Genomic DNA, 26686 nt, shown 5'->3' with positions numbered 1-26686 from the left:
AGACAAGAATGCTCTTGTATCTGTAGGGACTACAGACCCTACTCGGTTGTCCGAGACGATCGACACCAGCGCGCTCAACACTTGCTGGGCTCAGATCGCCATACTCCAGCTTCCCGAGGGAAAAGCGTGCCGGACCAAGAACCCATCACCCGCGCGGCTGATAAAGCGGGCGTAGTCGGCGCGATTGTTGCGGCTATGGGCTGCGCGGCGTGTTTTCCCGCACTCGGCAGCTTGGCCGCAGCTTTGGGTCTAGGCTTCTTGAGTCAGTATGAAGGGGTCTTCATCCGCTACCTGCTCCCTCTGTTCGCGGTTATCGCGTTGGCCGCCAACGTGGCCAGCGGGATGCGCCATCGGCGATGGTCAAGAATGACCCTGGGCATGGTCGGACCTCTGCTGGTATTGGCCGCCGCCTTGCTGATGGCGAGCTTTGGCTGGCCCACGGCTTGGCTCCTTTACCCAAGTCTGACGTTGATGATCGCTGTGTCGATCTGGGATCTGGTGTCCACACCGAAAAGGAGGCTCGCCGGTGCGGCTTGAGTTTCCTTTCCCCCGGTAAGACGAGCAGATGAGCACCAAGGCCTCTCGTCGTAGGATCACACCCGCTGCCATATCGTGCGTCAAAACAGGGACGATGGGCGAGGAGGTTCAGCGTGCTGAGCCATGTCCTTAGATCTGCTCCTTAGATCTGCAGGGTCCACAGACCCTATCTCCGTGCCGAAGCGATACGGCCGGTCTGGTTACGCGAGCTAGACCCGAAGAAGTGGCGTGAGGACCAATCCCTAGCAGCTCCCGTGTCGCTCTTATTTTAAGCTCCGGCTTCAACCGAAGGCCCACGTCGCTTGGCGCCTGTTGGACTATTTGTCGGCCGACTACGCTGGCATCTGAGTGACGATCCGGTTCGGGCGCTTACAGAGTTGATTGGCGAGCGATGCAGTGCCAAGGCCTGAACTCGGGGCGACTTGCTGGTATCAATCCCGCACCATGCATGGTTTGACTTTGAGCGCAGTAAGACACTCACGGCGTTCCAATTTCAAGAATGGCAAACCAATATGTTTGACAATCTTCATATTAGGACACTATGAGTGTTCAAATGCTGGGAAAGCTAAACAAGCTCGAACGTATCCTCCCGGAAGGCCTCCTGGTCGATTCCGGCTGGATGAATGAGAACGGCTATCCCAACTCGCTGAGGGCCAAATACGTCGCTTCGGGGCGCCTGGAACGCACGGCGCGCCGCGTTTATCGACGTCCGCGCGGAACCCTCGACTGGCCGGTCGCCGTGCTGTCGCTCCAGGCCCTGCTCGACTATTCCGTCGTCGTGGGAGGACGCACCGCGCTCGAGCTCCAGGGCTACGCCCACTACCTTCCTGCCACCCGCAAGGAGGTTCATCTCTACGGCGACGAAACCCCGCCGACCTGGCTGGCCGACCTGCCTCTGGATGTCGCGTTCAAATATCATCCGTCGCAGAAGCTGTTCAGCAGCGCCCGATACTTCGAGGTCGCCCGGCTCGGCGAGGACTCCAGCCAGACCGGCCTCCTGGCGGACTGGGCCCGCGCCGCAGTGGTGGACACCCCCCTGGGCCACTGGCAATGGCCCTTGCGCCAGTCGACGCCCGAGCGCGCCATCCTCGAACTTCTGGACGAACTCCCCGATCATGAGAGCTTCGACCAAGTGGATCAGCTGATGGGCGCCCTGGCCACCCTCAGCCCGCGACGGCTGCAGCGCCTGCTCGAGGATTGCGTGAGCGTGAAGGTCAAACGCCTGTTCTTCTATTTCGCCGATCGGCACGCTCATGCGTGGCTTAAAGCCCTGGACCGTAACACCATCGATCTGGGCAGCGGCAACCGCGTGCTCGCCAAGGGCGGCAGACTGGACCCGACCTACAAGATCACCGTGCCGAGGTCGCTCGATGCCGGTCAGTGACGTCTACGCCCGGCAGGTCCGCCTCCTCGTCCAAACCCTCCCCCTCGTGTTCCAGGAACCTGTCTTCGCCCTTAAGGGCGGCACGGCGATCAATCTGTTCGTCCGTGATCTGCCGCGGCTGTCGGTGGATATCGACCTGACCTATCTGCCGGTTGAGGATCGGGACACATCGCTCGCCGCAATCGACGCGGCCTTGAGGCGGATCGCTGACGCCATCGAACACGCCCTGCCGGGATCGGTCGTCGTGCGCGGCAAGGGTGGAGCCCAGCCCGTGATCGACAAGCTGCTCGTCCGCGCGGACGGCGCGGTGATCAAGGTGGAGGTGACGCCGGTCCTGCGCGGCGTGGTGTTCGAGCCCGAGGTCCGTCCGGTTTCAGCGGCAGTGGAAGAGCGCTTCGGCTATGCGGAGGCCCGGATGGTTTCCCACGCGGATCTCTATGCCGGCAAGATCATGGCGGCGCTGGACCGCCAGCATCCCCGCGACCTGTTCGATGTGCGCGACCTTCTGGCCAACGAGGGGATCACGCCGGCACTGCGACAGGCCTTTGTGATCTATTTGGCCAGCCACCACCGGCCCATGGCCGAGGTGCTCCGCGCCAATCCCAAGGATCTGACCCAGGAGTTCGAACGCGGCTTCGATGGGATGACCGAAGACCCAGTGGACCTTGAGGACCTCATCGCGGCGCGCGCCGCCCTGATCACTGCCATCGTCGACGATATGCCGGAGGCGCACCGCACCTTCCTGATCGGGTTCAAGGCCGGCGCGCCCGACTGGGACCTCATCGGCCTGCCCGACGCCGCCGACCTCCCCGCCGTGCGCTGGAAGCAGTTAAACCTCGACCGCCTGGAGCCCGCCCGGCGCGCGGACATGGTCGAACGGCTTCGACAGACTTGGCCGCAATCAGTCTGACAATAGCGCCAGACCGCAGCATGCTCACAGACTCCGAGGTTCGGACGGTATGAGCAACTGACAAAACGGTCGTTTAGGCGTCTGCGCGTCGGGTCTAGATGGCGATTTCCGGAACGCCAGCCTGCCCTAGGAGCGCGTAGAGCTCGGCTACCTTTGATCGTTGGCCACGTTGCTGGCAGAACGCAAAGATGGCCCGCTGCTTCGCTCGGGAGAGAGCGACGAAAAACGCGGCGAGGCCCTCTTTGTCGCCGGGTTTGTGCGCCCACCAAGCTTGGTCGTCGAGCCCCATGAAGACGATCGTGTCGTACTCAAGCCCCTTGCTCTTATGCACGGTCATCAGAGGTATCTGATCGAGACCTTCGAAGGCATCCAAGCACTCGGACCAGGTCGATACCCCAGTAGCCGATGCCATCAGGTGCTGCAGGAGCCCTTCAACGACGATCTCGAGAAGATTGCCTGCTCCATATTCAACATAGGTTCTTTGAACGGCCGCGGGATCGAGGAAGGTCAACACGGCCTCTGCGATGTTAACCGCCGCCTCCGCCGAGGGCGCGGTTTCAGTCATGTCTTTCCTAAGCCCGGCCAGAAAACGGGACAGAGCGGCTTCAGCCCGGGCGTCCGCAGCATCGTCGCCGGGCGGGATCGCTCTCAGCGCCGAGACAGCGGCGGATAGATACTGCCAGGCCTTAGGCGAACGCTGGACAGATCCGAGCCTCAGCGCAGCGACGACGAGTCGGCAGAGGCTGTCTGACAGCAGGTCCTGAAGCGGGACTTTGCCGACCAGCGCGCTTTCGTTGCGAATACGCAAGCCGCTCGCGGCCATCGGCGCGCGGAGTTCGGTGTCCACCGCCTCCGCCTTCTGCTTGACGAGGATCGCATAGTCGCGTGGGCGACGTCCTCTCCGCGTCATGTCGCTAGCCAACCACGTCGCGAGATGGCGCGTTTCTTGAGCGCATGTCGGGCTGTTCCAAATCTGGGCCACGTCGCCGTCGATAAGCTTGCCTGTCTTGGCCAAGACCTGTGGCGACGATGGGTCGAGGACGCGTGCGACGACATGCTGGATGGCGACGAGATCCGGTGAAGAACGAAAGTTGAAGAGGAGGGGCACCCGCAGAGCATGGAAGTCTGCTTCCAATCGGGCAAAGGCATCGGGTCTCGCGCCGGCCCAGCCCATGATCCTTTGTTTGTCGTCTCCGACACCCGTGATGACGGCGCTGCTGCCCCTGAAGACCGAATAGAGGAAATCATACTGGGCGAAGGTGGTGTCCTGAAACTCGTCGACGAAGATGAAGGGATAGGTGGCGCGGAGTGCGTTCGCGATCTGAGGATTTGATCTCAGAAGCAACTCGGCCATGCGGTTCAACGTGACGAAAGTCAGGTTGGATGGATCTCCCGCACCCCGTTGCTCCGACCACCACCGTGCCGTCGCAAACTCAGCCCCGGATCGCGGTTCCGGGTGGGGAACGAGCATGCGTCTGGCCCCCACCGTGCGACCCTCGAAACTCGAAGGACCGATCTCCTCGATTTCGGCCTTCCATGGATCTGGCGCCGCAAGCCGTGCTCGAGTGAGCCAATAGTTGGTCGATTTGTAATCCCAGAAGGCAATCTCGTAGGGCTTCGTCGGGCGCCATTCGGCTGGAATTGCGGTGTGAAATCTGTCGACCAGGTTCTTGGTGAAGGCGTCGAAAGTGATCGACGTGAACCGATCCGAAAACTCCGCAGGGCATCGCTGTCTGACGCGGTCCGCCAGATTGCCGGCGGCATCGCCCTTGAAGGAAATGGCCAGGATCTGGAAAGGCGGGCGGCACAGGCCTGTTTCCAGCAGATAGGTCGCCTTCTGGGCCAGGAACTCTGTCTTTCCCGCCCCCGGGCCTGCGACCACGGAGGTCGATCCCGGGTGGCGGAGCGCGGTCCAGGCGGCCGGTTCGAGGGCATCGATTCCGCGCGGCCTCCAGTCGTCGGGCGCGATGAACCGTAACGTCATGATGTTGGCGATATAGTCAGAGCCCCGGGCGCAGCCGGCGGCGGGGGATCGAGCTGGGCCGCGACGGAGCCGAGCAAGGCCTTCAGTTCCTCGGGAGCCGCCGACGCGAGGGCCGGACTGTCGAGACCGCTCAGAACCCGAACATGCGTGCTTGGCTTGCCTCGCCCCAGAAAGAGGTAACGATACCAACGCAGCAGGCTATCCTGGCTAGAGTCGTAGAGGGCGTGAATGCCGCGGTCGCCCAACACGGCGTCTCGCGGTTCCCCGGCCGGGGACGGTCCGGACCGCCCCGGCTCTGGAGCCGAATAGGCGGCCTGCAATGCCATCAGCATCGAGTAGTCCAAATCCAGCGGCTCACAGAAGAAGACGTTGAACCTTCGAAGAGATCGCGCCCATGTCTGAATGTCTGTCCAGTTGGCGGCGGCGAAGGTGTCGAAGGCCGCCAGGTCGGCAGCAGGACCCGCCGGGCTCGGGGTTTGGAAAAGTTGGTCAGGCCGAACGCCATTTTCCATCAGTTGCGCGCAGGCGGTCTTGATGCGCCCCCAGCCGCCGCCCGCACGACCGTAATCCAGATCCAGAAGAGTCGCGTGCGGAATGTCCAGATCGACAAGCAGCCGCCACAGGTGATTGACGTGGCGGCCCCCAAGGGGAACCACCGCCACGAAAGACCGATCGATGTCCAGGCCAAGGGCCTCGGCGAGGCGCGGGAGCACCACCTCTTCGGAGGCACCTTCGCCGAGGATCACGAAACGGGCAAAATAGAGCTCGGGGTAGGTTCGCACAGCCTCGCGAACGAATTTCGAAGCCTCGTCCGCGATCGGAGGCAATCGGATCCCTCTCACGCGGCAGGCGCGGGTTTTCGGGTCGAGGCGGAAATGACGGACCTGCTCGGGCTTCACCCGCGCCAGAATGCTTGGCGAATGGCTCGAGAGCATGGCTTGAGCCCGTGACCCTGCGGTCAGTTCCTGGATCTGTCGGACGATACGGGAGAGGTAGAACGGCGCGAGGTTGTTTTCTGGCTCTTCGACGGCGATCAGGGTCAAGGCGGGAACGCTGATGCCGCCGGACTGAAATCCATCAGGGCTGGGATCCGTCGCCAGGTTCGATTCTACGTCGAGCGTCGCCGCGGTCATGGCGAGGTGGAACAGAGATCGCTGGCCGTCACTCAACTCATCGAGACCACGTTCGCGCCCTGTCTCGTCGGGGCGGAACAAGACCTCAGCCTTGCGGATGAATTGTTCGAACCGGAGATCGATAGGCCGAAACACTGGCGTGGAGTCCGTGCCTGCGGTGTGGACCTGCTGCCATCGCCTGGTGACTGCTGCGACCACGGCGTCTACCGCCGGCTCGCCGGAGAACGCGTTGTTCAGGGCGGAGCCCGCCGAAGCGAACGTGGTCCGCGTGCCTTCCGACCAGCTGATTGCCCGCCACAAGCGTCCACGCAAAAAGGCCGTCACCTGCGAGATGCCGTCGCGCGAGGCCGGTACATAGATGAGCTGGATTCTGGCTCTATCCTTGGGTTTCAGGTCCGAACACTCAGCGTCCGTAAAGGCGCCCATCGTCCGAACGGCGCGATAGGTGTGTTCGATTGCCCCATCGATGGAGCCGTCATCCGTCCAAATCCCCTCCATCCTCAAGCGACATTTCATTCTTCCGCTGTCGTCCGTGGCCATCTGAGAGAAGAACTCAGGAACGGCGGACGCGTCCGCAAGCGGATCGTCGAGCTCCGGAAAGGCCAGAACCGCCTCTATGGTGAACCGGCGCTCGTTGGGCGGATTCACTTCCGCAGCCGGGACATGAAAGTCTTGTCGCCGAAGCCTCCGTTGGTCCGGCGTAACACCGAAGAGCCGCTGAAGCGCAAGCATAACGGCGGTCTTCCCTGCACCGTTCACCCCGACGAAGGCGGTCAGTCCTTCATCGAGATAGATCGGGATAGGGTTTGGTCCGAAGCATCGGAAGCCGGAAATTTCGAGTCGTTCGATGTGCAAGACGCCACTCCCCTGGACGCGACGGGCTGAGGTGCCGCAACCTTTGCCTGTGGCTTGTTCTGGCCGCCCTTGCCAGGCCCGACAAGGGGTGATCCTGAGCCATTGGCCTGTGACGTGATGGCGTGGACGACCTCCACCCGACCAGCTTTTCTGGGTGCCCTCACCGGAACCACACGCCAAGCCACGTCGATCAAAAAAAAAGCCCGCCATCTCTGGCGGGCTTTCCGTATTCCATCGACGATGAGGGGAGGCTTTCGCCCGCATGTCTCAAAGCCAGTGGCGAACAGATGGGGTTTTAGAGCGAAAGTGTCAACTCGAAAGTGAAAGTCCGTCACTCCGTCGACAACCCCGATCATTGCCGCCTACGTTAGCGTAATGCCTTTCACGCCGCAGGAAATAACGGATCTGCCGGACGTCATATCGGCACCCCGTTTTGCGACCTATCTGCAGGCCAAGCAGGGGCATGTCGACCAGGCGTTGGAACTTTACGCTTGGAATATGGAAGTCTCCGCAGCCTTTATGGTGCCGCTTCACCTGTGCGAGGTGGCCATCCGCAACGCGGCGGGGGACGCCATCGAGGCGGTCCATGGCGCCAACTGGCCTTGGGTGAACGGTTTCATCAGGAGCCTGCCCGTTCCTAGGCGGCAGACAGACTACGATCCCCAGCGCAATCTTCGGACGGTCGCCGGGCGTCAGCCAACTGTGGGCAAGGTCGTCTCAGAGCTCAATTTCGCGTTCTGGGAAAAGGTGTTCACTCAGGGACAGGACAGCCGGATCTGGGACGCGCATCTGCGCACCGTCCTTCCTGGAATCCCTGCGGGTCTGACGGTGGCGCAAGCGCGCGCGCAGATATTCCTCGACCTTGAGAGGATTCGGAAGTTCCGGAACCGGATCGCCCATCATGAGCCGATCTTCGCCCGCAACCTTCCGAACGATTATGCCTCGATCCGGGAACTGGTGGAGTACAGGCGGGCAGAGGCGGCGAACTGGCTGGGCAAGGTGGAGCGGGTCACCGGGCTTATCGCAATACGCCCCTAAACACGCGACGCGACTGAAGGATTTGCCGTGCGGGACCCTCCTTGGGGTGCGCCGTTTCTTTAAGCCCGAAAGCCCGGAATTACGCACAGGGAGTTATCGGACTGTACGCTTCACAACGACGGTTTGAGCGATGATGCGTCGGTTGATCTTGACCTTCCAGGCCAGTTGCTCCTCCGACAGGATACGCTTGCGTACTGTCTTTTTGAGGAAGGTGTATTCCTTCTCGCCGTAGAGATATCCCATGCGCATCGCATGTTCGATCAGATCGCTGTTCGCATTCGCCGTGGGATCTTTCGCGATCCGCTTCAACCCGTCGAACAGGTTGCCGGTGTCGATCTGGATGAAGCGGTTAATGCAGACATTGCCGACATAGGTCTCGCGGTCGGTCATCCGATTGCGGATGTAGCAATGCTCCTTGATGTCCTGGCCGCACGGACAGTGGTCCCACTCGTCGCTGATTTCCACCGCGACAAGCCCCCACTCTCGCCTCGCAACGTCGAAGTCCTGCGATAGCGACAGAGGCAGGATGTGAGCCCTGAGCCTCTCGAAGTTATGGCCGTCCATTTCGGCTTCTCCATTGGCGGGGCGGTATTCGACCCCTGCGGCGGCGCGTCGGATGCTGGGCCCGCGCCCCTACTTCGACCAATGTCCGAGCACCCACTCCCAGGCGTGACGATCGTAGTCCCAGCGCCAATGGGCGCGGACCCATTTGGTTTTCCCCAAGGGCCGGATCGTTCGCATGTTCTGCACACGATCGACGGGCTTGGGCGGCCGTGGCGGGCGGATTCTACGGAGCTTCATCATGGGGACCTCAGTTCAGAGTGTATTCACGCCAGGGAATGGCGCTGACGGGGACGCGAGACAGGAAACGCGCGATGTCGGGCCGGCCGAAATAGGTCGCCGCGCCCCGGTGGTTCTGCGCCATCAGCACCACGGGCAGACCGGGAAAGGCGGGCTGGAAGCTGTGCGCCACCCGGGTGGCCTCCGCGTTGTTGTCGAGGATGTGCCGCTTCACCACGACGATGGCGAAGACGATGCCTTGTTCGCGAACGATGGCGCCTTCGAAGCGCATTGGGAGTACTCCTGATGAACGAAAGGCCGCGTCATGGATGACGCGGCCTTTCGAGGTTCAGCCTTTCGGCGGGTAGGGGTCGTTTCCGAAGCTGTCACGCTCGCGGATCTGACCGTTGCGACCGTGGATCAGCAGTTCGCTCTGCTGGTTTTGAGCGATTCCTCGTGCCTGAGAGATCGCTTCAGCCTGTGTCTGATGCACCGTGGTTGCGCGCGCATTGCCCGCACCACGAACGGCCCAGCCATTGGCGTGGGGGACGACATGTTGGTTCTTGCCCATTTCCTTCACCTCCTTTCTCGCTCTCGATGAACGCATCGTATGATATAGTTTACGACGATACGCTTGTCAACACCGTCTTCCGGCGCGTATGATTTATCTGTACGGCGTTTCCGAGGGACCGAATGTCTTTGGCCACCAAGCTCAAGGACCTGCGGGTCAGACGCGGGCAATCACTCCAGCAGGTCGCTGACGGCGTCGGCGTGTCCAAGGCTCACATCTGGCAGCTTGAACGCGGCGACAGCACCAACCCGAGCCTGGACCTGCTCAGGGGGCTGGCGGACTATTACAAGGTGACTGTGGCGTTCCTGTCTGATGAGAGCGAACCTGCGGACAAGGCACCTGCCCTTCAGTTCTATCGAGAGTTTGACGGTAAGCTGGACGATAAGGCCTGGGCGGCCGTTCGCGCCATGGCTGAGGCCCTGAAGAAGCCGTGAGCGAGCTCCTCATGGATTTGGCGGACTGCGGCTCTCCCGAGCGGCTGATCCAGACCATCCTGAGGCATCACCCTGACTGGACGCCGCCCGTTCCGATCGAGGCGCTCGCGGCGGCCGTGAACATCCTCGAGATCAGGGATTTGGACACGACCTCTTTCGAAGGAGCCTTGCTGACCGACCCGGACAAGAGCCAGGGCATCATTCTGTGCAGGCCGGGCGTGCCAGGCGGCCGTCGACGGTTCACCATCGGCCATGAGCTCGGTCACTTTCTGATCCCCACCCACGTTGGGAATCAGAAGTGCACGCAGGCGCACCTCAGCGAGCGTGGATTCGCGACACCCGCGCAACGGCGCGAAGCCGAAGCCAACCGTTTCGCCGCGGGCATCCTCATGCCGAAGCCCTGGTTCGAACGCGACGCGGACCAACTTGGTCTTCCGGACGTCGGTCATGTCAGAAAGCTGGCGAGATCCTATGATGTCAGCCTGGAAGCGGCTGCGAACCGGTTCGTCGAGCTGACCTCGACACCGTGCGCCATCGTCTTTTCCTACGGTGGAGTGATCCGTTACGCCCGTTCACACGTGAACTTCCCGCGGCTGGCCGTTGAATGGAAAAGTCGCCTGCCGTCAGATTGCGCCACCAAGGTTAAGCCGAACACTGGCGTTTCAGCGCCATCTGACTGGATCGAGATGGATGGGACGATCTGGCTTCAGCATGATTGGGGTCGTCCGGCGCCACGTGTTCTTGAACAGGTTCTGCGGCAGGCGAACGGGTACGCGGTGACCATGCTCCTGGTGGCCGACGGTCCGACAGATGACGAGGACGAAGAGGAAGACGACCTAGTCGCGCGATGGAGTCCAAGACTCTAGCTCGCGTGCTGAAGGCGTCAGAACACTCATTTTCGGTCAACCGTTGGACAAGGTGCCCATCCCATTTCTCGCATAGGCCGCCGCCAACTGAGAGGACGAGCCAAACGGCATGGTCTGGCGCAACTCCATCCTTCACCATCCCCTAGCAAACGGGGAGACGCTCGTCGTCCGTCCTCGCCATTGGGGTTGTCGGGGTCATCTGCCTGACGGCCGCCATCGGACATCGCGCTCTCTCATGCGGATCGCCTATGCCTTGGGTTAGGTTCGCGAAGCTGGAACGAACGGACCGGAACCATGGTCGAGCAGGAAGAGGCAGACCCTCGCGAGGCGCTGGCCGATGAAGGCCTGCTGTCGCCACAGGTCGAAACTTGGCGACATATCTACATCGACAACTACCGTGACTGGTTCGAGCTCGCGCGCGAGCTGAACCGGTATGCCGTGAGCCTATTCCAGGATCATCAGGACGCCGGCGACGGCGGGCCTGCAAATGCGGCGGCGCCGACCGCCGTCCGCGTCTACGGCCGTGCGCTGAACGCCTACACAGCGAGCATCATGCTTGCCGAGCGCGCCATGACGATAGAGGCCGTGGGAGCGGTGCGCCCCATCCACGAAGCCGGGTTCTGGCTCAGTCTTCTGGCGACCAATCCGGAGAAGGCGCTCGAGGAGCTGGACATCGATCACCACAAGCACGCGGTCGATCGGGAACAGCTCCTCCGGGCGGCCTACCCAGGAAACGCCGAGCTCCATTCCGCGTCGGTGCAAAGAGAAGCGGCTCATGCCGCGCTGCTGGGCAAACGCCGGCCGATCTCCATGAAGGCGTTGGCGGCGAGCCTGCCCGGAGACCCCGGCTACCTCCAGTATCGTCTCGCGAGCGGCTTCTACGGGCATCTCTCGCAAAATAGTCTGGACGCCCTGAAGCTTCGGACGGGAGACAAGGGCGTCCGGCCGATACTGGGACCGTTTGAAACCGAGATTCCCAAGGCGCTTTTCTTCGCGATCGACGCCATGGCGCGCACGACGCGCTATTTTGCAGCGCTGGTGAAGGTGCGAGACGCGAACGACATCCTTTCGGCGCTGCGAACGACGCTTACTGATCTCGGCAAGGCCGACGCCGAGGCCGGGCCCCAAGGCGGCTGACGGCCCCGCGACGTTCCGACAAAACGGTTGCCGAAACGAATCGGCTGCTACGATCCGTCATGGGCAAGAAAATCTCAGACAACCCGACAGCAGCCGAGATGATGCAGGCGGCTGAGGCGGCGCGTCTCATCGCGAGCCTCGGAATCCTGCCGTCGGTTGGCCCTTTGGCAGATGCCGCCAAAGCCCTCGCGGAGGTCGTCGACAAGGCCGGCGTCCTGACTTTGCCCGACCGTTTCAACACTGCCTTCTCGGGCCTGGGTTGGGTCACCTGCGGAAGCATGCCTACCGAGGCGATGGAATCCGCGATCGCGCTCAAGACCGCAGGCAGGACGGACGATGCGGAGCAGTTGCTGGCCGAAATCTTCGATGAGCCGACGCTGAGATTCCTGATCATGCGCTCCCATCGCTTCCACAAGGTGTACGAGCGCAAGCCCCAGCTTGAAGAGGCCAAGGCGCTGTTCCTTGAGGGCCGCTATCTCGCCGCCACACCACTCCTGCTCATGGCCTCGGACGGACTGGCCTATGACGTCGGCGGCTTCAGCGTCTTCTCCGAGCACGCCGATCTCACGGCCTTTGATTCCATCGTCGGTCACCCGACCGGCTTGCCCGCCCTGATCGGTCTCATCAGGGCGCCACGCAGCAAAACGACGGGGGACCCGATCTCAATCCCCTACCGCCACGGCATCCTGCATGGTCGTGATAGCGGCTACGGGAACCGGATCGCCTGCGCCAAGGCCTGGCACCTTTTTCAGGCCTTGGTCGATTGGGCGCAGGAGAAGGCCGAGGAGCCCGGACGGATCGCGGTCCAACGACAGAAGGCCTCACAGTCTTTTGGCGACATTATCGACGAGGCCGTAACCAGCGCAGCGCGTCGAGACGCGGAGAAAAAAGCACTCGACGCCTGGACGGCCCGAGACCTCCCTGGCCTGCCCCATGTTCTGGAACCCGGCTCGCCCGAAGAAGCGCTTCACGACTATCTGGTCGGCTGGGCCAGCGGCAACTTCATGCTGATGTCGAGCCGATCAATCAACCTCGTCGGCAAGAGCGCCGGAAAGCTCGCCTACGAAGCCCGTCGCGACGCGCGCGGGCTTAAGCTGACGGATTTCCGCATCCTACGGTTCGAGGACACGACCCCAAGCAGCTCGCATGCGGAAACGATGCTCACGTTCGAAACCTCCACGGGGCGAAGGGAGATGCAGCTCTCGATCGGGGTCATGCTCGACCTCGGCAAGGACGGCATTCACCTGCGCGGCCCCATGGCGCGGTGGCAAGTCATGGGCCACGCCTTGCAAGAGGCCCGCAGGCGTTTGGGTGAAGCTGGCGACCAAGAATCAGTGATGCCATGACGTGAGATGCCTGGCGCTGGGAAAAACAGCTGGGCGTCGGGGCGCGATCAACCCATGGTAATGCTGGCCCGCTGATCCTGGAGGCGATCGAACGCGTTGCGGATCGCCAGGGAGAGATTGATGCGCAGGCGCGTCACCGCATTGTCGCGGCCATCGAGATAGTCTCGTTCGAGGCGGCGCAACTGGTCGGCGGCCCGCGCATCGCTGAAGACGTCGAGACTGTCGAGTTCCTCATGAACCGCGACGATCTGCGCGGTCGAGCCCCGGCCGACGATGCGGAAGTCGGGGCTCGCGGGCAGTCCGCCGGAGACGGGCGAGAACACCTTGATCGTTTCCCGCCCCTTGTTCTCCGTGGTGACGAAACTGTGGTCTGCGATGTCGATGATGAAATCGCCGGTCAGCGCCGTCGCAGGCTGATACAGGCCCGACCGGTTCCGGAGCCTTTCATGGAGCCAGTAGTCCTGATCCGTATCGATCGGTGCTTCGCCCGGCTCGTCGTCCCACGGCCTGTAGCCCGACTGCGGATTGAGCGGCGCGTGGATATAGGCCCCAAGGTTTGAGGGGAGCTTGCCGTAGCTCAAGTCGAACTGGTCCGCGAAGGCGGCGGCCAACCGGCCGGCGACCAGGAGCTCGAGACCGCTGAGGTGGAGCGCTCCGATCAGCGCGGCGTGCGCCAGCCCGACGCCGTCGTAGACCCGCGCGCCCGCCTTGCCCGAAACGCTGTCCCGCGCTCTTGGCGCGAGTCCCTGATCGTGGAGCAGCGCGAAATTGCGCGGCGTAATATCCACCGCCAACGCCACTTCGCGCGAGGTCAGTAAGTCCTGTGTCGATCTCGAAGGGCGCCCCATGTAAACTCTCACTCTCTGGAGTTTTAACTTCCACGAAGTGGGTGTTTCCGTCAAGGGCTTGCTCCCACCCCACGTGCGAGGCCAGAGCTGCGGCTGTGCGCAGCGTTCAGATGTAGTGCTTGAAGGGCAAAGGCGGCAGGTTGGCGATTGGCGCGGCGGTCAGGATTTCGCCGACGTCGTCTGCAAACCTCAAGGTCACCGGCGTACCATCTCCGTAGATGCAGGCATTGAAGTTCAACTTGGTGAGACCGAGGACGTCTTGCATGACCTGGGTCAGATCCGCGTCGCCCTTGGTCACTTCGATGGACAGCGGGTTGGGCGCTTCGCGCCCGGGATAGGTCTGGAGATCGGGCACGAAGCCGATGGTCCACAAATAGCCCTTGCGCGGGCTGACCGTCAGAGCCGTTCCGCGCAGGACAGGGCTCCGTCCCTGACGGAAGAGTTTGATCTCGCGCGTCGTCTGAATCCGTACGCCGACGAGCCGTGTGTCAGGTCCCACGGCGCTGGAAAAGCCCCGCCATTCAGCCTCGTTGAAATGCTGCTTGGCGTGAATGAAGAGCTCCTTGGGTGGGCGGCCGTGCTTGGCGATGTAGGCCTCGACCACCAGGCCGGCGATCTCCTTCGCCTTCGCCTCATCGAGGTGAAACTCGGACGTCGTCAGGGAATACCAGGGCCCCACGGCGCCCTTGAACACGACGCCGTCTCCGGATCCGAGAAACATCTGGGCGCCGCAGCAGGCGTTCCCTGGCGATCCGGCGGTATCGGTCTTCTTGAAGACGAGACCGATGTAGCAGACGTCCTCTCTGACACCCGCTAACGCCCAGGGGCGCCCCCCGGCCTTGAAGAAGGCGGTCGTCGACAGGTTCCAGGCGATGTTGGCGGGATCCTGGAGCATCCGCGGCTTGCCGCCGAGCGCATTGACGCCCTCCGGATCGATCGTTGATTCCCGGACGATCTGAAGAACCACCTTCTGATCGAGCAGCCGCGCCTTGAGCTGGTTGTGGAAATCGACCTCGTACCGGTAGGGCTCGGCGGCGGCGTTGTCCTCTGCGAACATCGACGGCGCCTTTACGAAGTTCCGCGCCGTACGGGCGGAGAACCGTTGGCTGGTTCGGGTCCGTTCGGGCAAGGGAACGATCGACTTCGGCCGACAGAAACGGTGTACGTCGTCCGGTATCACGACAAACCAGACCGCCGGAACGCTGTCCTCCTCGCGGAGGAACTTGCGAATGGCCTGGTCGAAGAGATCGACGGTCTTGTACACGCGTTCGTGGCCGTCCGGGATCCGGACTGTGCTCGACAAGGCCGCCGCTGAAATCGAGATGGTCGCGACGGGGTTGGCGGGCCATTTGGTCTTGAAGGCTGCTTCGAAGCCCGGAAACGCCAGGTGATGCTGCTCCGCCTTTGCGGCCGGGATATATCCCGTGATCTGAGCCACCCACTTCTTGTACCGCGCGATCCCTTCGTCCGTGCCGATGACGCCGACTCTCATTTCAGCGGGTTTGGCCTCGTCGATCATGGGGCCGAAAAGGAACAGACCATCCTTAGGGTCGGGCAGCATCTGGCCGTGTCCGAACTGGAGTAGCGGCTCCGTCAGGATCTGCAGGCCCTGGATCGGATCAGTCATCTGCGGACTCCGCGAGGCCCGCGATCTCGAAGGCCTCGTCCGGTTCCACCGGCGCCTCCGGAGGCGTTTCGTCCTCATCGTCCGGGACCACGGCCCGGGATTTTACGGCGGGATCGGCGCAAGAGACCGGCGATTCAAACAGGACTGGCCGCGCATCCACGACCACCTCTGCGAAATCGCCCATCGGCAGCTTCAGATGGCCGTCCTCGTCACCGATCCAAGCCACGTAGGCCAGCATCAGGTCGCGCCATTGTCCGTTCCACCAGTTTCGGCAAAAACCGCGCCGGAGCTTGTGCATCTTCTCCACGCTGTCGAGCGGCGTCTTGCCGTCGTGCGAGAAGATGATGGCCGCCTTCATGACGAAATGGGGCGTGTCCGTCATGACGGGCTTGGCGATGAAGCCGAGGTGCCAATAAACCCCGCGTTTCTGACTACGGCCCACCATGGCCTTGCGCCTGCGTTTGCCGGTGTGATCGACAAAATAGGCGGTGTCCTTTTCGATCAGGTCCTTGGTGAAGAACCATGCGACCGAGTTGTCGGCCATCTCGAACGCGGACAATCCCTTGGCCGCCATGGCGTTGTTCCAGGATTGCCGCAGGAGATTGACGACCATGCGCCGGGCGTCCGCGCGTTTGACGCCGGGCATCGCCGCCGGCATCCCGGCCAACATGTCTTCCAGCGGCAAGGTGTAGCGACGCTCGATGACCTGTTCCGGCAGCGCGAGCTTCAGGTCCACTTCCGTGCCGAACGTCCCCACCAGCCTGAAGTATTTGAACCAGGGGAGACGGGTCTCGGACATGACGCTCGAGACCGCCGTCTCGGCGACGCCGAGCGAGAAGAGGGACACTTGGGGAGGCATCGCGGCAATTGGGAGCCAGTTCGAATAGAGCTGCTCGGGCTCGATCCGGGGCATTTGATCGGCGTCGGACCGTCGGAGGCACCAGGCTGCGACGTCAGCCGGAGCGATTGCGCCCTTCGGCACGCCGTCACGCTCAAGGACCTGAAAGACTCTCGCCAGGGCGGGAGCCCATCCGGCCTTGAAGTCGATGACGTTCTTGCGGGCGATATTGGCTTTGAAGTCGGAAAAGGGGACATCGTCGACCCTGACCGGCAGGAGGAAATTGGCGATCTTGTCGCTGCGCTCCACCGTGACGGCGAGGTGGATTTCGTCTTTCACGCCCTCCTTGTTCAAGGCGGCGGCGGAAACGACGAGGATGAATTTCGCCGTGTGATGGCGAATGGCCTCTTCGATGTCGTCCCAGAACAGCTCCCCGCCGATCAGCTTGGTGACATCCGACCAGACTTCATAGCCTGCGCTGGCGAGTTGAACGCCGAGCCATCGGACGAAATCGTTCTCCTCCGGATTGGCATGGCTGATAAAGACGAGGCGACGGCCGGGTCCGGAGTCCGTTTGAGGCGATGGCGAGGTCACGGATGATGGAATAACTCGGGAACCATAGCGTGATTTCCAATACTCTTCCTGTTTTGTTCCGCCGCGCTGTTTGTTGATCCGTCGCACGCTTCGCCGTCGCGATCTCGCTAGAGGTTGTAGACGGCCTTGAGCCGCGCGACGAGTTGCCCCGCGTCAGGCGGCGTGAGTTTCAGCGCCTTCGGATCGAAGGTTTTGTCCGCCTCGACCGCTTCGACAAAGGCCCGCAGATCGGCGGCGATTCCATCCGGGAGCGCCAGGGTAACCGCCGGCCCCAACAGCTGAAGGAGCTTGAACACATCGTTGCGATGCTTGGTGACATTGCGGCTATCGACCTGCTGGCCGTCCGCCCGGTCGCGCGCCAGGTTGTTGTAGGCGAACGCCTTGAAGGGAATGAGGGTCTGGACGTCGATGACAGGGACGCCGTCTATCTCCGTCGTTCCGTCCTTGAGCAACGCGTAATAGGCGTCGTCGAGCAGCATGGCTGACAGGCTCTCGACCGTCCCGTCCAGCGGTATGGGCGTGAGGCGCGCGCCCTCCGGCACAGTGATGACATCGGGCAACCGCGAGAACAGCTCGATCATCGCCGGATAGATCTTGTCGGAGGGATGGGTGAACCGGAAGAAATCCCTCGCACCGTCGCTGCGTTCGCGGGTCTGGTAGCCGCCGACGTCGATGAAGGCCCAGAAGGATCGGACGAACTCCGGCTTCAGGGCCTCGAGACAGAGGACCAGGTCGAGGTCCTTGGTCGGTCGGAACGGCAGACCGGCGCCGGTCATATGGATTTCGGCCGCCGCGCCGCCGATCAATGTGTACTGATCTTCAAATCCAACGAAGGCCGCCTTGAACACATCAATGCCTACGACCATCCGAAGGGCTCCATGAGGGTGTCGACGGCCTGATCGAGGCGTTCGTCGTGACGGTCCTCCAGGCTGAGATACAGGGAGAGGCGATCCACGACCGGACCATGATGGCAAAGCAGACGGGGATCGTAGGACCAGGTTTCGATGCGGATGGCTTCCGGGTCCCGATCGTCGGCCGGCTGAAGGTCGTGCTGGTAGACCAGCCCCTTCCACTGACGTGCGGAGACCGCCCGGGTTTCATGAACGGGAGGACCGAGGAGGGTGTAATCCGACAAAGCGGATTCCCCGGCCAGCGGCAACGCACGGACCTCGGGAAACGGCCTGACCAGGCGACGGGCGCGGACGGGCGACTGAAGCAAATCACGGACTGCCCGCCAGAGGTCGTCGCCCTCCTGCTTGAAAGCGATGCGACGCTCCCGGCCGCGAACATCGATGCTGAGAATGCCGTGCCGCTGCAGTTCATCAACCACCCGCCCGGTGCTCATGGCGGAATATTGAAACCGCTCGGCCAGGGACTTGGGCGTCTGGCCATCGAGGTCCTCACGAAGCAACGAGGCCAGGACCACGACCTGGGCGGCCGGCGTCAACTGTTCCACGGCCGGCCGGACCTCGGACCGGAAATACTCGCGCAGATCGGCGCCGAGCTCGGGCAGGAACAGCTGATTGCCGGGAACGATGAAGTTGACGCCCTGCTGGATAAGACGCTGGCGGTTGGCCGAGCTCAGGGCGTCGGTCAGGAAGACAACCACGAACGCGTCCGATGTCGAGCGGGCGGTCTGGATATGTTTGGCGATCGTCGCCGGCGTTTCCGCGTCCTGGCCGGGCGTAGCGAGAATGAGCAGCTTTCGTCCGAATAGGCTCGTTTCGGCGAGACGATAGCGATCCGTCAGGAAGAACGGCAGGAGGCGTACGTCGGCGTCTTTGAACGTCAATCGGATGTCGAACAGCTGCGTGACGTAGGCCGCCGCATCTTCGAAAAGACGGCCCAGGCTCCCAAAAGATGTCACGTTCGATAACATTGGACTGCACGATAACACTGGCAATGTTACCATTCAATCTAATGTTATTATTGTTGTCGTGGCGGCGTTTCAGGCACCGGTCCGCGCCTCCAATCCGCTAACGTCAGGCTCGGGGCTCCATTGGAAGAAGGTCCGCATCACGTTCGAGGTCTTCGCGCCTGAGCCGACGCCCCTCCAGGAGCAGCCAGTCGAGTCGTTCCCGGAGTTGATCGTCAGAAAAGCGGGGCGCCCAGGCGAGCGGCGTCAGTTCGATGAGCGCCTCCTCCTGGCCCATCCGGAACTCCCCCGTCAGGGTGGTCAGTTCGATGGTCAGGCTGATGCTCTGGGACCGATGCCGGTTGTAGTCGTCGATCAGCCCCAGATACTCAGAGTTCTCATCTGCGCGCGCTCGCGCAGCCGGGAGGTCGACGTCGTGTTTTCGGTTGGGCGCGATATCGGTCACGAGATCACGAAGATCGGAGACGCTCAGCGCATTCTCCGAATACGAGGCGTCGATCGATCGCAGGTCCGTCACGACCTGGCGGCAGTCCTGACAGATGTACACGACCCGATAGGATCGGAACGCCCCCATCCAGCTCTCGTCCCCGACGCGCCAGAACAAGGCCTGGGGATCGCGCTCGGCCGTGAAAACCATGTGACGATGCAGGCGTCCCGTCCATTTGCCCTTTCCCGAAAGTCGGAGCGCCTCGCTCCGATCGCGCCGGCAGACCTCGCACCGCCAGTCCGGGACGACCCGCCGCCAGGGTGTCTCGACGCCTTGGGAGGTCCTGAAGGCCGCGAGGTCTTCGAGGCTCGGTCTTCGCGAGCCGGTCCGCTTGAGACGGGGCGAAATTCCAAAGCCGTCGTGACGAACCGAGCGCTCCGAAACGATGCCGGGTATCCGATAAAGGCTTTCTGCGTCGTGGCCCTGCTGCGATGCGAGGCGGGGCACGATCGACGTCAGGACGTGTGGGCTCCAGAACTGCGGTGGATTGCCCTGGATGCGATGACCTCCCGCTTTCAGACGCCCCGCAAGGATGTCGAGAAAGGCGAGCCGGTCCGCGACGTCGCTCTCGACCTCGTTCCAGACGTCACGGACCGCCTCATCGTCGATCCCATGCATCCGGTTGGGCTTCACCTGGATGAAGCGCATGATCTCGCGGGGCGAGAAGCTGAAATAGCTGGGGATCAGGTCGCCGAGCCGGCCCTTGGCCTTCCCCTCGGCCGTATTGCAGTCGTTGCAGATCAGGGTGGTGAAGAACCGCATGGTGAGGTCCTTGCAGGCGTCGACGCCGCGCCGAAGGTCCCGGGCTTCCGGGGTCCGGTCCTCGGTGTTCACCAACGAGCCAACCATCTTTTTGGCGTGATCGCGCAGGTGGTCGTGATGCCATTCCAGCTGGCACAGAAGGACACCGTTATCGCTGACCCGCGCGATCTCGGGCTTGCGGCGCTGACAGGCCTTACAGACCCAGTCACGCCGGACCTCGGCCCAGTTGCTGTTCAGATTGAGCTTTTGCGCGCCCAGGCTGAGCATCAGGGCCTTGGTTTGCCGGCTCCAGGCGCCGTCTGCCTGGGGCAGCAGGGACTCAAGGTCCTCGTCGGAAACCGCTCTGAGGTCGGGCATGACGAGAGAGAAGGATGCGGTCATCGAGGAATCCGGATGTTCAGGACGAACTGCCTCGAGTGTGCGCCAGATTCGGACGTCCGCTCGCCTTCAACTCTGGGATTTCCAATTCCGAAGCTCGCGGGTCAGGCGTCGTCAAGCGCGTCCGGCCGGCGCGCCGCCTGACTCCGCCAAGGGCAGCTCCATCGCGTAGCACCAGTAGATCAACAGGGCCTCGGTCAGCGCCTTGTCATCCAGTCCCGAAGGAAAGGTCGTTCCTGCACGCTCGCCAGCGATTTCATTGACCTGGATCACTGAAAGCGCCTGCGTCAGGCGAGAGCCCAACACCCGGCCGGCCTCCGGCGAAACCCGTTTCCAGCGCTTGAGGCGCACGCGATCCTGGATCGCCGCGTCGGCTGCGGGCTCCGATGCCGGTGCATAGGCGACGTCGCGCCAAGGAGCGAAATACTGCGCCTCCGGCCAGAGCAACCGAGACTGGTCGCCCCAAGGGATGACGACCGGCCTGCTCGCTTCCGGCCGCGAAATCGCGTTTTCGCAGAACGTGCTCAGAAGCTCGAACTTGTCCATATCGGTCTCACCAGGCCCTGAAGGACGACGCCGTCATCGCTGTCTGAGGTTCGGCGCCGGAAGGTCGTTGAGCTCACAGATCAGGGCCCGACAGCGATCGAATATGATCGCTGCCAGGTTCGGCGGATAGACGTGCTCGCTCCCGTGGGCGATTTCGTTGCGAATATGGACGAGCAACTAGTGATCGTCGCCCCACTGACTTTTCTGCGGTGGCGACAGAATGTTCCGATCAACCGCATAGCCCAGGCGCCTTGCGAGGCCGGGCATCTTCTTGGCGTCAGCGCCCAGTCGGGTCTTCAGCGCGAACTCGAGACTGGCCAGGGCCTGGCCGGCGGCGACCACCATCAGTTCATAGTCGAGCCAGCCATAGATCAAGGCGTTCAACGCGCGCGCGTAGATCCTGACCACGACGTCCGGCGCGCCCGCAGGTAGCTCCAGATCGGCGACCATGTCGTAGTGGTCGCGGAAGCTCAACGGGCGCAGGCCGTCGACCGGGTCGTCCGTCATCACGATCCGGTATCGGGCGTCAGGCTCCAGGGCCTCCGCGTAGGTTTTCATTCGCGTCTGTCCCTTGGCAATGACGCCGCTGTCCGGTTTTGTGGGTCGATGGGCAAGTATGATCCGCTTCGGGACTATCTTCGCAAGCAGAAGACCGATGAACTCGAGCTCTCCTTCGCCGAAATGGAGCGCAAGATCGGTTATATGCTGCCCAAGAGCGCGAGCCTGCCGCAGTGGTGGGCGAACACGACCGACCCGGCAACAACCCACGTTCAACGCAAGGCCTGGGGCGACGCCGGCTTCGACGCCTTCCTGATCGCCGGCGCCGACCGCGTCCGTTTCAAGCGGGTCCAATCGACCCGGTCCGCCCGCTAGCCTCCGAAGTCGAACGCAGCCTGGTTCTCCGGAACACCAGATTTCCGTTTCCGACGGCTCCTGACGGGCTGATCCGAGCCTGTCGCAGCCTCAGGCGCCGGTGATTGACGAGGCTCTTCCAGGGTTCTCCTGACTGGCTGTTTAACCGGCTCAGGCGCTGCCACTATGGCCCGGGGCTCCGGCAGACGCCTCGGTGTCCTCGCCCGTCGCCACGCCAGAAGCTCGCTCTGCCACCATCCGACCCGGTTTTGCGAGACCTGGACGCAGGCCGGGAAATCTCCGGTCTTCTGCATGCGCCAGACCGTTGTCCGGCTCAGACCGCAGATCACCTTCACCTGCGACCAGGGGAGAATCCGGTCTTCCAAATCGTCGAACGAAGGCGGCTCGCTCACACTGTCCATGACACCGCCTCGTCCGCCCGGCGCTCCAGAACCTCGGCGAGCAAGCGAGCGTCCCGCGCCGCATCGACCGGATCTCGAACCTCCCAGGTGCGAAGAACGTCCTTCAGGGCGAAGCTGACCGCCGGGTCGATCAGCAGGTCCGCCACGCTGGGCGCCCACTCCGTTCTGAACCCTTCCAATCCCGCCTCAGCCATGACGCCGCCCCCTGGCCGCGGGCGGGGCAGACGCGCGAAGGTCGCTGACCTGGTTCAAGGCCCAGGCGCGCAGCACGCCGCGCGGATAGTAGGGCCTGTGCCGAACGTGGAGACAGGGAGGGCCGTTGCCTCCGGTGGACCACAGCCGGGCGAGGGTCTCGGGCTTCATGCGGATGCCGAACTGGACAAGGAAGGCGGACGCTTCCTTGCGGGTCAGCAGATCCTCATCGGCGGCGTCAGTCACCCCCACCACCGGTTCCGTCGCGGGGATCATCGATCAGTCTCCGGCGCCCGGCACTCCCGGGAATTGCGGGCGCCCCTCCCGGCCGAAAGAGCCAGGTAGCAGTCAACGGCCGCGGCGACATAGGCTTGCGTCTCCGCTATGTTCGGTATGCGCCCGAGCCGGGCGACACGATCCGGCCCCGAGTTATATGCCGCGAACGCCAGCCGGACGTCGCCGAAGCGGAGCAGCTGCCGGGCCAGATAGTCCGCCCCGCCGTTGAGGTTCTCGACCGGATCGAAACGGTCTCTGACCGCGAGATCCGCCGCCGTTCCCGGCATCAACTGCGTCAGGCCGCCGGCCCCGACCGGAGACACGGCATCGACCCGGTATGCGGATTCCACGATCACCAGGGCATGAAGCATCTTGGGGTCGATGCCGTGGCGCTCGGCGGCTACCGCGATCGCGTCCATGAACGGCTGGGAAAGGGGCGGAAGTCGGGGCGTGAGGTCATCGACGCCGGCCACGTCCGACACAGGCTGCGCGGCGGGACGGCCGAACAGATCGCCGCCGGCGTCGCGCCAGTCGACCGTTTGGGCGGATGCGTTGCCCGCTGCAAGCGCCAAGGCCAGAGTGGCCAAAAAGGGTCTCACCATGTCAGGGTCTCCCGAAACACCCCCTCCAGGTCTTGGGTCCGGACGGGTCCAAAATAACGACTGTCGAAACTTCCCGGCGTGTCGCCGAGCAGGAAGAGCTCGTCCGGCGCGAGCCGGCGGCACCCAGTCCAGGCGGGCAGAGCCGTGCCACGACGATCACGATCCAGAACCGGGGCCATGCGGCCAGGCATTCGAACCGCAGCTCCCTGCCGGCAGACGGGATCGCCGCCGACGGCGGCGACCCGTTTGATCAGAAGCACTTCCCCCGGCATCCCGAGCGCGCCCAGATAGCGCCGGGCCATCGGCGGCTGGGGCAGAGCGACCATCGCGCCCCTGTCCACCGCGCCGCCAGGCTGTCGCAGATAGAGGCCACGCGGGACGCTGGGGCTCTCGTTGACCAAAGCCAGGGCTGGCGTGTGGTCGGCGATCAGGGAGCCCAGGGTGAGGAAGAAGACAGTGACGCCGAGCACGGCCCAGCGGTTTCCGGTATCGAGAGGGGTCCAGGTCATGGCTGGTAAGGCTCCAGGATCAGGTCGCGGGTGATCATCACGCGGACCGGAGCGCCGGCACGCAGACGGATCGACGGCCGGACGTCCAGCTCCCGGTCCACGAGCCGCCCCCCGACCTGGGAGCCCTCGATGGCGGCAGCGTCACCGGCATCGCCGAGCAGGCCGCCTGAACCCTCGTCATCGCCGTCGCGCGCGATCTGACCGAGGGTGGTGATCGCGCCAGCGAACAGGGTTCCGATCAGGAGGGGGAATAGCCGCCGGTCGACCTGGCCCCGAACCCCGACCGCGCCTTGCGCGTCAACGCCGGGCTCGCCGGTGAGCACCAGGCTCTTGCCGTTGGGCAGGATCAGCCGGTCCCAGGTCAGGAAGGCGCGTCGGTCGCCGTAGGCGCTTTCGCCCTCATGACGGCCGATAAGCCGGGTCCCCTGGGGCAGGACGAGATGGCGGCCGCTGACGGTGTCGTAGACGTTCTGCGAGACCGTCGCGACGACCGGCCCGGCGCGCGCGGTATCCACCCCGGTCAACAGAACCGCAGGAATGATCGCGCCCGCCTTCAGCTCATAGGGCGACAGCGGCGCCGTCAGGGTGTGGCCATTATAGGTGGCGCCGACGTCCGCAGCGTCCGCACGAGCGCCGGCCGTCGCTGGACCCGCCCCGGCATGCGCGGCAGGACCAGCCCCGGTTGACGACCCCTCGAAGAACAAGCCCGATCGTGCCGCCTGTTCGCCCGGACTTGGCCCGGTCGCGCGGGTCGTCCGCGATGGCGCATAACCGGCGCTATACCGGGCCGGCACGGGCGGCGGCGGTGGGACACCAGGCTCAGCCGTCTCGGGCGCGACCGCATTGCGCGGCTCGGGCAGCCGGTCATAGGTCGCGGGCTGGTCGGTGACCGCTTCGGAGGGTCGAACGGAGCCCCGGGCCTGCTCTTCCCGGCCCTCGACGGCGCGGAGCCGGGCGCTGTCGCGCAGTTCCGGCTGGACGACGAAGGCCCAGGCCAGGGAGCCGGAGACGAGGATCACGCCGCCGATCACGATCGTCTGGACGACCGACTTGCGCAGCCGGGTGACCGGCGGACGCGGAGCCCGCATTGACAGGCCAGGCGGCGGCGCCTTGGCCGCGCTGGCCAGCTCGGGTCTGACCTCAGGGCCGACGCCGGACCCTGCCGAAGAAGCGATGTCGTCGGAATCGTGGGGGGTATCCTGGACCGAGGTCATCGGGCGGCTCCCTGGAGACGGCGGATACGAACGATCTGGGGGCGTCGATCACCGAGCCTGAGCTCGGCGCGATCGAAGACGCGATCGACGATGAACAGACCTCCGGCCTGGCGGTAGTTGACCATCTGGCTCTCGCCGTCGGCGGCGATCACGAAGAGGGCCGGCGCCTCGTCGATCTGAAGATCGGGGTCGAAGGCGATGAAGGTGCGCTGCCCGTCGTTGAAGACCGAGGCCGGTGTCCACCGTGCACGGCGCCCCTGCGGCTCTATCCGGTAACGGGCGTCGATCGGCCCCTCCGGCATCGCCACCGGGTCCGACACGCGGATCTCTGCGGCCTCGACGATCGGCGCCCTGGTCGGGGGATCCATCGCCTCGGTGTCCCACGCGATCGCGGCATTGAACCCTGAGGCGTCACCGCTCTTCAGGTCGATGAAATAGACCCGCCGGTTGGTGGTCAGGACCAGGTTGGTCTCAAGTCCTCGTTGCAGCGGCTTGAGCAGGACGTGGGTTCGCTGACCTGCGCCCTCCCCGGACGAGGTCTCCCCGATCTGCCAACGGATGGTGTCCCCCGCCGCCTTGGAGATGAGGGTCTCGCCGGCCCCCAGGGTCAGGATGGTGACCCGCAGAGGCGCCGTCCAGATTTCGAACACCCGACCCGGAGACCAGGCGAACATCTGGACTCCGCCGACAAACGCGTCAGAGCGCGAGGCGGCCCGGGCGTCCAGATTGGCGGCGACGATAGCCCGTCGGCCGGTCATCCCCATCGCTGGCGCCACGGCCGACGGCTGCGCTTCATAAGGCGTGCCGACGGGAACGGCGGGCGCCGGGGTCGCGTCGGCGACCAGCCCGTCATCGACCGGCACCGTCGATTGCGGCAAGGCCCTGGCTTCGGCGATGACGGCAGCCTCGGCCGTGACGACAGGCAGGGGCGCAACCGTCGGCGGCATGGCCGTTCGGCCGAATACGGCGCAGCCGGACAGGGTGAGGCCCAGGCCGGCCAGGATCAGGAAGCGTCGGGGGTCCATGATACGTCCTCGATTTTCAGTCCAAGGGGATTCTTCATCAGCTCGGCCTCGGTGCGGGGCGGCTGGGTCGTTGTGGTGATCAGGGCGCGCCAGCGCTCGACGCCGGCCTGCTGGCCGTTGACGAAGCGAGTCTCGCGCCATTGCAGATCGTAGGTACGCTCGGTGCGCCGCACGACGTTGAGCACCTCGACGTTGACGGCCTCGCGCCCGACCTCGGCGAAGGGGTCGTGCGTCTGGGCCCAGGCGTTGAGGAAGCTCGCCGCCTTGGGCGTCATCAGATCGTAGGCCCGGAGCCAGTTCTGCCGGATCACGATCGGGTCGATCGACTTGGAGCGGACATCGCGCACCCAGCCGGCCAGCGCGTGGCCGATCTGGGCCTCGGTCGGTTCGTAGCGGCCGCCGATCGCCGTGATCCTCTGGGTCTGTCCGAGATCGGAGACCTCGACCACGAAGGGTTTGACGATGGCCCGGTCGGCCTGCACCCACCAGCCCGCGCCGAGGAAACCGGCGAGGACGAGATTGGCCACCGCGATACGGCGCCAGTTCCGGGCATGGGCCAGGGACAGCCCCATCCGGTCGTCCCAGATCTGGCCGGCGCGCTGATAGGGGGTCGTCTCGGGCGCCGAGGCGAGGGCGCGTTTGGGACGAAAGAAGGGGTGCATG

30 protein-coding genes are annotated in these 26686 nt (G+C 63.8%); 9 read left to right on the top strand and 21 right to left on the bottom strand.

Annotated elements, in window-relative coordinates; all coding sequences use genetic code 11:
- Positions 1-126 precede the first annotated feature (126 nt).
- The 3 genes from merC (at position 127) to GGR11_RS13720 (ending at position 2831) form a co-directional block, all read left to right on the top strand.
- Entirely contained in the window at positions 127-537 is a 411-nt protein-coding gene (gene merC / locus GGR11_RS13730; protein ID WP_312572339.1) for an organomercurial transporter MerC, read from the top strand.
- A 553-nt stretch (positions 538-1090) separates the two neighbouring features.
- Positions 1091-1921 (top strand): type IV toxin-antitoxin system AbiEi family antitoxin domain-containing protein, encoded by an 831-nt coding sequence (locus GGR11_RS13725; RefSeq protein WP_221205271.1) that lies wholly within the window; start codon positions 1091-1093, stop codon positions 1919-1921.
- Complete coding sequence (locus GGR11_RS13720; RefSeq protein WP_183197762.1) at positions 1908-2831, top strand: nucleotidyl transferase AbiEii/AbiGii toxin family protein; 924 nt, start codon at positions 1908-1910, stop codon at positions 2829-2831. Before GGR11_RS13725 ends, GGR11_RS13720 begins: the two co-directional genes overlap by 14 nt.
- Positions 2832-2925: 94 nt before the next feature.
- Here the strand turns inward: GGR11_RS13720 and GGR11_RS13715 are convergent, their stop codons facing one another.
- The gene (locus tag GGR11_RS13715) at positions 2926-4815 is read right to left on the bottom strand and encodes a UvrD-helicase domain-containing protein (RefSeq protein ID WP_183197759.1); all 1890 of its coding nucleotides are present in this window, start codon (positions 4813-4815) and stop codon (positions 2926-2928) included.
- Positions 4812-6803, bottom strand: a complete 1992-nt coding sequence (locus GGR11_RS13710) for an ATP-dependent nuclease (RefSeq protein ID WP_183197757.1) — start codon at positions 6801-6803, stop codon at positions 4812-4814. The genes GGR11_RS13715 and GGR11_RS13710 overlap by 4 nt, the downstream gene beginning before the upstream one ends.
- A gap of 375 nt (positions 6804-7178) precedes the next feature.
- Between GGR11_RS13710 and GGR11_RS13705 the strand changes: the two genes are divergently transcribed.
- Positions 7179-7841 (top strand): hypothetical protein, encoded by a 663-nt coding sequence (locus tag GGR11_RS13705; RefSeq protein WP_221205270.1) that lies wholly within the window; start codon positions 7179-7181, stop codon positions 7839-7841.
- A gap of 93 nt (positions 7842-7934) precedes the next feature.
- Here the strand turns inward: GGR11_RS13705 and GGR11_RS13700 are convergent, their stop codons facing one another.
- The 3 genes from GGR11_RS13700 to GGR11_RS13690 all read right to left on the bottom strand — a co-directional run bounded on the left by GGR11_RS13700 (position 7935) and on the right by GGR11_RS13690 (position 9192).
- Positions 7935-8405, bottom strand: coding sequence for a hypothetical protein (locus GGR11_RS13700; RefSeq protein ID WP_183197755.1), 471 nt, complete (start codon positions 8403-8405; stop codon positions 7935-7937).
- A 247-nt stretch (positions 8406-8652) separates the two neighbouring features.
- Positions 8653-8913 (bottom strand): hypothetical protein, encoded by a 261-nt coding sequence (locus GGR11_RS13695; protein ID WP_183197753.1) that lies wholly within the window; start codon positions 8911-8913, stop codon positions 8653-8655.
- A gap of 57 nt (positions 8914-8970) precedes the next feature.
- On the bottom strand, positions 8971-9192 hold the full coding sequence (locus GGR11_RS13690) for a DUF2188 domain-containing protein (RefSeq protein WP_183197751.1): 222 nt from the start codon (positions 9190-9192) through the stop codon (positions 8971-8973).
- A gap of 128 nt (positions 9193-9320) precedes the next feature.
- Here GGR11_RS13690 and GGR11_RS13685 point away from each other — a divergent pair, with 128 nt between their 5' ends.
- The 4 genes from GGR11_RS13685 to GGR11_RS13670 all read left to right on the top strand — a co-directional run bounded on the left by GGR11_RS13685 (position 9321) and on the right by GGR11_RS13670 (position 12975).
- Positions 9321-9626: a helix-turn-helix domain-containing protein gene (locus GGR11_RS13685; protein ID WP_183197749.1), complete on the top strand. Its 306-nt coding sequence runs from the start codon at positions 9321-9323 to the stop codon at positions 9624-9626.
- The gene (locus GGR11_RS13680) at positions 9623-10492 is read left to right on the top strand and encodes an ImmA/IrrE family metallo-endopeptidase (RefSeq protein ID WP_183197747.1); all 870 of its coding nucleotides are present in this window, start codon (positions 9623-9625) and stop codon (positions 10490-10492) included. Before GGR11_RS13685 ends, GGR11_RS13680 begins: the two co-directional genes overlap by 4 nt.
- A gap of 294 nt (positions 10493-10786) precedes the next feature.
- Complete coding sequence (locus GGR11_RS13675) at positions 10787-11629, top strand: hypothetical protein (protein WP_183197745.1); 843 nt, start codon at positions 10787-10789, stop codon at positions 11627-11629.
- Between the two features lie 59 nt (positions 11630-11688).
- Entirely contained in the window at positions 11689-12975 is a 1287-nt protein-coding gene (locus tag GGR11_RS13670; RefSeq protein ID WP_183197743.1) for a hypothetical protein, read from the top strand.
- 47 nt (positions 12976-13022) lie between these two features.
- On the opposite strand, the gene GGR11_RS13665 is transcribed toward GGR11_RS13670, so the two are convergent.
- The 8 genes from GGR11_RS13665 to GGR11_RS13630 all read right to left on the bottom strand — a co-directional run bounded on the left by GGR11_RS13665 (position 13023) and on the right by GGR11_RS13630 (position 21489).
- The gene (locus GGR11_RS13665) at positions 13023-13823 is read right to left on the bottom strand and encodes a hypothetical protein (RefSeq protein ID WP_183197741.1); all 801 of its coding nucleotides are present in this window, start codon (positions 13821-13823) and stop codon (positions 13023-13025) included.
- 106 nt (positions 13824-13929) lie between these two features.
- The gene (locus GGR11_RS13660) at positions 13930-15450 is read right to left on the bottom strand and encodes an argonaute/piwi family protein (protein ID WP_221205269.1); all 1521 of its coding nucleotides are present in this window, start codon (positions 15448-15450) and stop codon (positions 13930-13932) included.
- Entirely contained in the window at positions 15443-16969 is a 1527-nt protein-coding gene (locus GGR11_RS13655) for a TIR domain-containing protein (protein WP_183197739.1), read from the bottom strand. Before GGR11_RS13655 ends, GGR11_RS13660 begins: the two co-directional genes overlap by 8 nt.
- A 20-nt stretch (positions 16970-16989) precedes the next feature.
- Positions 16990-17730 (bottom strand): hypothetical protein, encoded by a 741-nt coding sequence (locus GGR11_RS13650; protein ID WP_221205268.1) that lies wholly within the window; start codon positions 17728-17730, stop codon positions 16990-16992.
- 8 nt (positions 17731-17738) lie between these two features.
- Positions 17739-18749, bottom strand: coding sequence for a helix-turn-helix domain-containing protein (locus tag GGR11_RS13645; protein WP_183197735.1), 1011 nt, complete (start codon positions 18747-18749; stop codon positions 17739-17741).
- Between the two features lie 115 nt (positions 18750-18864).
- Positions 18865-20274: a hypothetical protein gene (locus GGR11_RS13640; protein ID WP_183197734.1), complete on the bottom strand. Its 1410-nt coding sequence runs from the start codon at positions 20272-20274 to the stop codon at positions 18865-18867.
- 225 nt (positions 20275-20499) lie between these two features.
- Positions 20500-20931 carry a hypothetical protein gene (locus tag GGR11_RS13635; protein WP_183197731.1) on the bottom strand — a complete coding sequence of 144 codons (432 nt, stop codon included), beginning with the start codon at positions 20929-20931 and terminating at the stop codon, positions 20500-20502.
- A gap of 177 nt (positions 20932-21108) precedes the next feature.
- Positions 21109-21489: a hypothetical protein gene (locus GGR11_RS13630; RefSeq protein ID WP_183197729.1), complete on the bottom strand. Its 381-nt coding sequence runs from the start codon at positions 21487-21489 to the stop codon at positions 21109-21111.
- A 48-nt stretch (positions 21490-21537) separates the two neighbouring features.
- On the opposite strand from GGR11_RS13630, the gene GGR11_RS13625 reads away from it, so the two are divergent.
- Positions 21538-21804: a DUF7662 domain-containing protein gene (locus GGR11_RS13625; protein WP_183197728.1), complete on the top strand. Its 267-nt coding sequence runs from the start codon at positions 21538-21540 to the stop codon at positions 21802-21804.
- Here the strand turns inward: GGR11_RS13625 and GGR11_RS13620 are convergent.
- The 8 genes from GGR11_RS13620 to trbF are packed head-to-tail and all read right to left on the bottom strand — an operon-like array spanning position 21801 to position 26685.
- A complete protein-coding gene (locus GGR11_RS13620; RefSeq protein WP_183197726.1) occupies positions 21801-22205 on the bottom strand; it encodes a helix-turn-helix transcriptional regulator in 405 nt (134 codons plus the stop codon). The genes GGR11_RS13625 and GGR11_RS13620 overlap by 4 nt on opposite strands.
- The gene (locus GGR11_RS13615; RefSeq protein WP_106489357.1) at positions 22193-22399 is read right to left on the bottom strand and encodes a hypothetical protein; all 207 of its coding nucleotides are present in this window, start codon (positions 22397-22399) and stop codon (positions 22193-22195) included. Before GGR11_RS13615 ends, GGR11_RS13620 begins: the two co-directional genes overlap by 13 nt.
- A complete protein-coding gene (locus tag GGR11_RS13610) occupies positions 22392-22673 on the bottom strand; it encodes a hypothetical protein (protein ID WP_183197724.1) in 282 nt (93 codons plus the stop codon). Before GGR11_RS13610 ends, GGR11_RS13615 begins: the two co-directional genes overlap by 8 nt.
- Positions 22670-23275: a lytic transglycosylase domain-containing protein gene (locus GGR11_RS13605; RefSeq protein WP_183197722.1), complete on the bottom strand. Its 606-nt coding sequence runs from the start codon at positions 23273-23275 to the stop codon at positions 22670-22672. Before GGR11_RS13605 ends, GGR11_RS13610 begins: the two co-directional genes overlap by 4 nt.
- Positions 23269-23784 (bottom strand): S26 family signal peptidase, encoded by a 516-nt coding sequence (locus GGR11_RS13600; protein WP_183197720.1) that lies wholly within the window; start codon positions 23782-23784, stop codon positions 23269-23271. The genes GGR11_RS13605 and GGR11_RS13600 overlap by 7 nt, the downstream gene beginning before the upstream one ends.
- Positions 23781-24998 carry a TraB/TrbI/VirB10 family type IV secretion system protein gene (locus GGR11_RS13595; protein WP_183197718.1) on the bottom strand — a complete coding sequence of 406 codons (1218 nt, stop codon included), beginning with the start codon at positions 24996-24998 and terminating at the stop codon, positions 23781-23783. The genes GGR11_RS13600 and GGR11_RS13595 overlap by 4 nt, the downstream gene beginning before the upstream one ends.
- On the bottom strand, positions 24995-26023 hold the full coding sequence (locus GGR11_RS13590) for a TrbG/VirB9 family P-type conjugative transfer protein (RefSeq protein ID WP_246331810.1): 1029 nt from the start codon (positions 26021-26023) through the stop codon (positions 24995-24997). The genes GGR11_RS13595 and GGR11_RS13590 overlap by 4 nt, the downstream gene beginning before the upstream one ends.
- Positions 26002-26685 (bottom strand): conjugal transfer protein TrbF, encoded by a 684-nt coding sequence (gene trbF / locus GGR11_RS13585; RefSeq protein ID WP_183197717.1) that lies wholly within the window; start codon positions 26683-26685, stop codon positions 26002-26004. The genes GGR11_RS13590 and trbF overlap by 22 nt, the downstream gene beginning before the upstream one ends.
- Between the last annotated feature and the right edge of the window lies 1 nt (position 26686).

Origin of the sequence: Brevundimonas mediterranea (genome assembly GCF_014196125.1) — a bacterium.
Classification (GTDB): Bacteria; Pseudomonadota; Alphaproteobacteria; order Caulobacterales; family Caulobacteraceae; genus Brevundimonas; species Brevundimonas mediterranea.
This window is presented reverse-complemented; position numbering and strand designations above follow the sequence as displayed.